The following is a 7,876-nucleotide window of genomic DNA, read 5'->3' on the forward strand; positions in this document are numbered from 1 at the left end:
CCCGCCGTCACCCAGGGCCGGTTCGATCAGGAACGCCGCCGTGTCGTTCGGTGCGGTGCGGGTCTGCAGCAGGTAATCGAGTTCCTTCAACGCGAACTCCACCGTGGCAGCCTCGTCCCACCCGTACCGGTACGCATACGGGAACGCGGACATGTGCACACCGGACATCAACGGAGAGAACCCGGCAGAGAACTTCGTCCCGGCAGTGGTCAACGACGCCGCAGCGACCGTCCGGCCGTGGAAGCCGCCCTGGAACACCACAATGTTCGGCCGGCCCGTGGCCATCCTAGCCAGACGGACCGCAGCCTCCACCGCCTCCGAACCCGAATTGGCGTAAAACACCGAATCCAGGCCCTCAGGCAACACCTCACCGAGCTTCTCGGTCAACTCCAGCAACGGCTTATGCATCACTGTGGTGTACTGCGCATGAATAATTTTGCCCACCTGCTCACGGGCAGCTTCCACCACCCGCGGATGGCAGTGACCCGTACTCGTCACACCAATACCGGTCGTGAAATCCAGGTAGGACTGGCCATCAGTAGCATGGATCCAGCTGCCCAGGGCGTGATCAACCACCAAAGGAGTTGCTTGCTTCAAAAGAGGACTAAGGGAAGTCATGCGTTCTATGATCCACGTCACATCTGCTTATTGTCAACAATCAGGTGATCACGCAGTCCCATGCCACGGCAGCATCCACGCGAGTTATGTGATTCAGAGCACATGCAGTAGATTGTAAACAATCTACTGCCGTTTGGAGGTGTCCTTTGCTGTTCAGCGAAGAGGAGTACGCGGTACGCCTTGCTGGCGCACGGGTTCGGATGGACAATCAGGGCCTTTCGGCCTTACTGGTAACCGACCCGGCGAATATCTACTATCTGACCGGGTACAACGCGTGGTCCTTTTATACCCCGCAGGTGGTCTTCGTGCCTGCTGATGGACCCATGCTCTTCTTTGCCAGGGCCATGGATGCCAGCGGTGCCTCCCGCACAAGCTGGCTGCCTTCGGAGTGCATCGTGGGGTACCCGGAACAGTATGTCCACCGGCCGCATGTGCATCCCTTTGACTGGGTTGCCTTTGCGCTGCGGGAGCGCTATCTCATCGCCCCCGCAGCCAAGGGTTGTGTGGGGCTGGAAATGGATTCGCACTTTTTCTCCCCAAAGGCGTACCGTTCCCTCGTCAACGCCATTCCCGAATGGACCCTGGTGGATAGCTTCGAGCTGGTGAACTGGGTCCGTTCCATCAAGTCCCCCGCAGAAGTGCAGCTGATGCGCGGCGCAGCGCAGGTCTGCATGGCAGCGATGCAGGCTGCCGTCGAAACGATCGACGTCGGCGTCCGCCAATGCGACGCCGCTGCCGCCATCAGTCAGGCCCAGATCAAGGGCGCCGGCGGCATCGGCGGAGACTATCCGGCAATTGTGCCGATGCTCCCCACCGGGGAGGCCGCGGACACTCCGCACCTGACCTGGAGCGAGGACCGCTTCGAGGCCGGCCAGGCCGTGGTCATCGAACTGGCCGGCGCCCACCAGCGCTACCACGTCCCGCTGGCGCGCACCCTGACCCTGGGCAAGAAGCCGGACCGCCTTGGAAAGTTGGCCGACGCCGTCGCCGACGGGCTGAACGCGGTGCTGACCGAGGTGCAGCCCGGTGTTCCCGTGAGCGAGCTTGCCCGGGCCTGGAACTGGACGCTGGCCAAGTACGGCCTGGAAAAGCCATCCCGCATTGGTTACTCGATCGGCGTCGGCTATCCGCCGGACTGGGGGGAGCGCACGATTTCCATCCGCTCCGAGGACGAATCCGTCCTGGCGGAGAACATGACCTTCCATGTGATCGGCGGAATGTGGATGGACAACTACGGCTACGAACTCTCCGAATCGATCCGCGTCACCGCCGACGGCGTGGAAACCTTTACCAGCTACCCCCACGAACTCATCCAGAAAGGCGGCTAGGCCATGACTGTTGACCACTTTGCCACCCGATCCCGCACCCCACTGCCTTTGGCTGATCGTACAGCCGACCTCGTAGGCTCGGTCATTGATTCCAGCACTTCCCTGCTGGCCGCGCAGACGCACGACATTGTCCGCTTCGCCATGGGCTCTCCGGCGGACGAAGCCATCCCGCTGGCTGAGTTCCGCGACATCGCGGACAAGGTCATCGACCACAGCTCCATGACCTACGGCGCCACCGAGGGCGAGCCTGTGCTGGTGAAGGCCCTCGTGGAATACCTGGCCGGCACCTCCGACCCGACCTCCGAGGAACGAGTCACCATTACCGCCGGCGGCATGCAGGGCCTTGACCTGGCGTGCAAGATCTTCATCAACCCTGGTGACCTTGTCATCGTGGAAAGCCCGACCTACACCAATGGCAGCGCCACTGCACTGAGCTACGGCGCTGAGCTGCTCGAGGCACCCATGGACGAGAACGGGCTCATTGTGGAGGCGCTGCCAGAGCTGGTGAGGGCTGCGGGCCGTACGCCCAAGGCGATCTACACCATCCCGAACTTTCAAAACCCCTCCGGGACCACGCTCTCCCTGCCGCGCCGCCATCAGCTTCTGGAGCTGGCGCACGAGTGGAACTCGGTCATCATTGACGATGACCCGTACGGGTTGCTGCGTTTCGAAGGCGAAGACCTGCCCTCGCTGCAGGCGCTGAGCCCCGGGGACCCGCTGTTGTTCTCCGTCCGGACCTTCTCCAAGATCCTGGCCCCGGGCCTGCGCGTGGGCTGGGTTGACACGGATCCCGCGTTGCGCCAGCTGGTCATCAATGCCAAGCAGGCCATGGACACCTGCGCCAATGTTCCAGCCCAGCACATTGTTGCGGAGTTCATCCGCCGCGGCGGCCTGGACAGCCACCTCGCCAGTCTGCGCACGGAGTACAAACGCCGCAAGGACTCCATGCAGGAAAGCCTGCGCCGACACCTGGGCGACAGGGTCACCACCACCGATCCCAAAGGCGGCTTTTTCCTCTGGCTTACGCTCCAGGGCGAGGACGCACAGATCTCCACCACCAAGCTCTTCGAGACGGCGCTGGCCGAAGGCGTAGCCTTCATCCCGGGGCCGGCCCTGTCCGCCAGCGGAAAGTTCGGCGACGCCCTGCGGCTCTGCTTCGCCTCCACCACACCCGAACGGGCGGAGGAAGGCATCATGCGGCTCCGCCGCGCCATGGACCGTGAATTGGACGCCCGGAAAGACGGAGCCAGCGCTTGAAAACCGCCGCTCTTGAGCAGAAGGCACAGCGGGATCCTGCCCAGCCCGCCTTGGAACAGCAGGTCCTTAAGCTGATCAACGAGGACGACATCGTCGCGCTGACCACTGCCCTGGTAGCCGCTGCCGGAGAAAACCCCGGCGGCACCGAGGAGGCAACGGTGGAGGTCCTGAAAAGCTTCAGCACGGGTGCAGGCCTTGAAGTGGCAACTCAAACGGTAGCGCCGGGACGGCCGAATTTCACGGCCGTCCTGCCCGGAGGAGCACGGCCGGGTCTGCTTTTTCTGGCCCATTCTGATGTAGTGCCAGCAGGGACCGGCTGGGAGCGTCCGCCGTTTGAGCCATTCGTACGGGACGGCAGACTCTTCGGCCGCGGTTCCACCGACATGAAGGGCGGACTGGCAGCAGTCCTTATTGCCCTGAAGGCCCTTAAGGATGCTGGGGCAGAACTGCCCGGAAACGCGGCACTGGCCTGCACGGTGGACGAGGAGGACCTGGGCATTGGCATACGGGCCTTCACCCCCGCCGCGTTGGCGAATCCGGCGTTTTCCTACTCGGGATGCGTGGTGGCCGAGCCCACCGACCTCGAAACGGTGATCTGCTGCCGCGGCGACAGCTACATCGAGCTGAAAGTCACCGGCAAATCGGCCCACTCCGGCCGTCCCGTTGACGGCCGGAACGCCATCGACGCCGCCGCGAAAATCCTGGAACTTGTCCGTGCGGACCACGACAGGCTCCAGGCAGACCAGGACGCCCTGCTGGGCTCCGGAAGCTGGAGCATCGGCCTCATCCGGGGCGGGACCGGAACATCCATGGTGGCTGCCGAGTGCACCGTTTCCCTAGACCGCCGGCTCATGCCCGACGACGACGCCCAGCTGATTCTGGACCGGCTCCGCACGCAGATCAGCGAAGCCCGCATTGATACTGATGGCATCTCGGTGAAGGCAGCTGTCACCATGGAGATGCCGGGCTTCCGAACTCCCGAGGATCACCTGCTGGTGACCAACTCGGTCGCCGCACTGGCCGACGCCGGCGTGAGCAGCGATGTCACCGGCTGGACGGCTGCCTGCGACGGTGGCTTTATCGCCCGCGACCTCGGCGTCCCCGCCATCGTGATGGGACCTGGCGGACTCAACGACCAGGCCCATCAGGTCAACGAATCGGTGAGTATCGCCGAGCTTGTGGCGGCGGCCCGCGCCTACGCCCTCATGTGCCTGCGGCACAACGCTAACTGACTGACCGCAGAATGAAGAACGGCTGGCTGCACGTTATGTGTAGCCAGCCGTACTTCCTCGCTTAGGTATCCGGCTTTGACTCAAAGTCGTCAGCGGGAGAAGGTCAGCGTCTCATCGCGCGCAAACACATTTCCGGGAACCCAGCCCGTGTCGCCGTTGAGCAGCAGATTGCTGCGGCCGTAGAAGACAGCCAGGTCAACGATGGTATGGACCTCACCCGTGTCCGAATGCGCCTCGTTGCCATGCGAAGCCGTCTTCAGATCATTGGACGTGAATGTGAACTGACAAACGTCGCCGGGGATCGGTGAGACCGCGGTGTTCTCGGCCCCGGGCTCCTTCGGATCGAAGGCCGGAAACAGATTGTCGATCTCGTTCCGGGCGTACTTGCCGTGGAACACCTGACTACTCTGCGGCAGGGCGTCCCAGACCGCTTTGCTGGTGCGAGGCGCGACATCGTCGAGGAGGAGCGCCCCCGGGATTGAGGTGCATATTAAAAGTGCACGCTGCTTACTTCCGGGTTGATCTCAGGCTATGTGGGCTGCGTCAAGATTGTCCACAATCTCACCGCCCTTCTTTCATGATTCAAGGGTTCATGGCGGCACGCACTCGACCGAAGTATTATTGTCGACAATAAAAACCAGGTCCAGTTGACGAGAGGACCTGCATGAGCCAAAACGAAGAAACTGCATCCACCAGCGTTAGGGGCAGCAACCGCGTGAAGCACGGCATAGTCGAGATACTCAAGGGCGGCGTCATCGTGGACGTCGTCAACGTCGGGCAGGCCCGCATTGCTGAGGATACCGGCGCCATGGCAGTCATGGGGCTGGAACACGTTCCCGCCGACATCCACGCCCAGTGCGGCGTGTCCCGTAGGTCCGATCCGGACATGATCGAGACAATCATCGCGGCCGTGGCCGATCCCGGCCATAACGAAGGTCCGGATCGGCCACTTCGTCGAGGCGCAGGTCATTCAGACCCTCGGTGTGGATGACATCGACGAGTCCGAGGTCCTGCCCCGGCCGACTACGCCAACCACATCGACAAGTAAAACTTCACTATTCCCTTCGTCTGCGGCGCCACGAACCTCGGTGAGGCCCTGCGCCGCATCAACGAGGGCGCGGCGACGCTCCGTTCCGCGCGTGAAGCCGGCACCGACGACGTCTCCATCGCCACCACCCACATGCACCAGATCCGCTCCTAGATCAAGAAGCCCGCCGGCATGGCCGAGGACGAGCTCTACGTCGCCACAAAGGAACTGCAGGCCCCTACGAGCTGGTCAAGGAAGTAGCCGCCACCGGCAAGCTCCCGGTCGTGCTGTTCACCGCCAACGGCATCGCCACCGTGACTGACGCCGTGATCACCACCGCGGATTATGCCGAGGCCGACGCCGACCGGCCCGCCTTCTGGACGAAGCAGGCCCGCGAGCTGCTGACCTGGAACAAGGACTTCAGCCAAGCCTGGACTGGCGCCATCTACTTTGAGGGCGAACCCAGCGATACCCGGACCTACACGTATGCCCAGCTCACCGACGAGGTCAAGAGGGCCGCCAACTGAAGGACGTCGCACAGGGCCATGAAGTAGGCGATGCCACCACCCTCGCTGACAACACCGTCATGGCACTGATCGCCAGCTCACCGCGCAAGTAAATCTGATCACTCAAGTAGAGTACGGCGACGGCGCTTCCCACGACGGTGGGCGGCGCTGTCGCCGTCGCATGTCATTCCCTGGTGCGGAAGAGGGCTACCTGGTTGGGTGGGGAGCTACTTCGTGACGTAGCCCAGCTTCTTGTCCACCCGGTTGACCAGGGGCCTGCTGTGCAGCCAGAGGCCCAGGTTCTTTTCGAATTGGTTGGCCAGCGTCTCACGCCAGCCCAAGACATCGCCGGACATGTGGGCGGAAATGTGGACGTTGTCCATGCCCCAGAACGGGTGGTCGGCCGGCAGCGGTTCTACATGGAAGACATCCAGCGAGGCTGCCGCGATGGCACCGCTCCGGAGGGCCTCCACCAGAGCGTCTTCGTCAACGAGGGCGCCCCGGCCGACATTCACCACGTGCGCGGATGGCTTCATCGCCTGCAACACTTCGGTGCTGAGGATGCCGCGGGTGTCCTCGGTCAGGGGGGCGATCATCACCATGTGGTCTGCCCAGCCGGCGTGGCTGGCCAGGTCTGCGCTGGAAACCACCTCGTTGAAGTCGGCATCCTGGCCGCGCACGGTTCGCCCGGCGCCGAGGACATTCAGGCCCACGGCTTTCAGGAGCCTGGCCGTAGCCCGACCGATGCCCCCGGTGCCGACTACCAGGGCGTTCTGCCCGGCTGTCCGCTGGACTTCGCGGTGCTGCCACACCTTCTGCTGCTGAAGGTCCTTGCTGATATGCAGCTGCTTGTCGTGCGCGAGGACCGAGGCAAGCACAAACTCCGCGATGGACTCGTCGAAGGCGCCGTGGGCGTTGGTGACCAGAACGTCGGACTCGCGCAGTTCATCGAAGAGCAGGGAGTCCACGCCCGCCGCCGCAACATGCACCCAGCGAAGCGAATCGGCCTGCTGCCAGGCATCCCGTAGTGCAGTGGAGAAGAAGTCCCAGAGAAAAATGACCTCGGCGCCCGGAAGCGCCCCGGCCAGCCCGGCCGCATCTGTCATCACCACATCGGCGTGCTGCCGGATGTTATCGAGGTTATGGGGAGGAGTAACCCCCTCCGTCGTCAGAATGACAACCTTTGGCCGGCTCGTTGTGTCCGGCGTCTTATTTAGCGTGTCCACGCCTCCACTCTAGTTGCACGTGGCGATTGTTGACAATCATTCAATGTGGGGGACAATTGTGTCTATGACTTCCCTTAGTCCTCTTTTGAAGCAAGCAACTCCTTTGGTGGTTGATCACGCCCTGGGCAGCTGGATCCATGCTACTGATGGCCAGTCCTACCTGGATTTCACGACCGGTATTGGTGTGACGAGTACGGGTCACTGCCATCCGCGGGTGGTGGAAGCTGCCCGTGAGCAGGTGGGCAAAATTATTCATGCGCAGTACACCACAGTGATGCATAAGCCGTTGCTGGAGTTGACCGAGAAGCTCGGTGAGGTGTTGCCTGAGGGCCTGGATTCGGTGTTTTACGCCAATTCGGGTTCGGAGGCGGTGGAGGCTGCGGTCCGTCTGGCTAGGATGGCCACGGGCCGGCCGAACATTGTGGTGTTCCAGGGCGGCTTCCACGGCCGGACGGTCGCTGCGGCGTCGTTGACCACTGCCGGGACGAAGTTCTCTGCCGGGTTCTCTCCGTTGATGTCCGGTGTGCACATGTCCGCGTTCCCGTATGCGTACCGGTACGGGTGGGACGAGGCTGCCACGGTGGAGTTCGCGTTGAAGGAACTCGATTACCTGCTGCAGACCCGCACCGCACCGAACGACACGGCGGCGTTCCTGATCGAACCGGCCCTGGGTGACGGCGGG

General features: G+C 62.9%; 7 protein-coding genes and 2 pseudogenes. 6 read left to right on the plus strand and 3 right to left on the minus strand.

Annotation, left to right across the window (positions count from 1 at the left end; all coding sequences use genetic code 11):
- Positions 1-618, minus strand: a 618-nt coding sequence (locus B384_RS0103530) for an aminotransferase class III-fold pyridoxal phosphate-dependent enzyme (protein ID WP_035766353.1), incomplete at its 3' end; no start/stop codon positions are given.
- 146 nt (positions 619-764) lie between these two features.
- Between B384_RS0103530 and B384_RS0103535 the strand changes: the two genes are divergently transcribed.
- From B384_RS0103535 to B384_RS0103545, 3 genes are read left to right on the plus strand one after another with little or no spacing between them, the layout of a single operon-like run.
- Positions 765-1,946: a M24 family metallopeptidase gene (locus B384_RS0103535; RefSeq protein WP_019481765.1), complete on the plus strand. Its 1,182-nt coding sequence runs from the start codon at positions 765-767 to the stop codon at positions 1,944-1,946.
- A 3-nt stretch (positions 1,947-1,949) separates the two neighbouring features.
- Positions 1,950-3,203: an aminotransferase-like domain-containing protein gene (locus B384_RS0103540; protein ID WP_019481766.1), complete on the plus strand. Its 1,254-nt coding sequence runs from the start codon at positions 1,950-1,952 to the stop codon at positions 3,201-3,203.
- Positions 3,200-4,435, plus strand: coding sequence for a M20 family metallopeptidase (locus B384_RS0103545; protein ID WP_019481767.1), 1,236 nt, complete (start codon positions 3,200-3,202; stop codon positions 4,433-4,435). The genes B384_RS0103540 and B384_RS0103545 overlap by 4 nt, the downstream gene beginning before the upstream one ends.
- A gap of 89 nt (positions 4,436-4,524) precedes the next feature.
- On the opposite strand, the gene B384_RS17605 is transcribed toward B384_RS0103545, so the two are convergent.
- On the minus strand, positions 4,525-4,926 hold the full coding sequence (locus B384_RS17605) for a DUF3830 family protein (RefSeq protein WP_083850820.1): 402 nt from the start codon (positions 4,924-4,926) through the stop codon (positions 4,525-4,527).
- Between the two features lie 173 nt (positions 4,927-5,099).
- Here B384_RS17605 and B384_RS17610 point away from each other — a divergent pair.
- Positions 5,100-5,794: pseudogene (locus B384_RS17610) on the plus strand (pyridoxal 5'-phosphate synthase lyase subunit PdxS); the annotation flags it as partial.
- Positions 5,768-5,986, plus strand: a pseudogene (locus B384_RS20980) (acetyl-coenzyme A synthetase N-terminal domain-containing protein); the annotation flags it as partial. The pseudogenes B384_RS17610 and B384_RS20980, both read left to right, overlap by 27 nt.
- Before the next feature lie 209 nt (positions 5,987-6,195).
- Here B384_RS20980 and B384_RS0103570 read toward each other — a convergent pair.
- A complete protein-coding gene (locus B384_RS0103570; RefSeq protein WP_026040945.1) occupies positions 6,196-7,194 on the minus strand; it encodes a D-2-hydroxyacid dehydrogenase in 999 nt (332 codons plus the stop codon).
- Between the two features lie 64 nt (positions 7,195-7,258).
- Between B384_RS0103570 and B384_RS0103575 the strand changes: the two genes are divergently transcribed.
- Positions 7,259-7,876: aminotransferase class III-fold pyridoxal phosphate-dependent enzyme (locus B384_RS0103575; RefSeq protein ID WP_035766353.1), on the plus strand; the 618-nt coding region annotated here is incomplete at its 3' end.

Source organism: Arthrobacter sp. TB 23 (assembly GCF_000294595.1).
Lineage (GTDB): Bacteria > Actinomycetota > Actinomycetes > Actinomycetales > Micrococcaceae > Arthrobacter_D.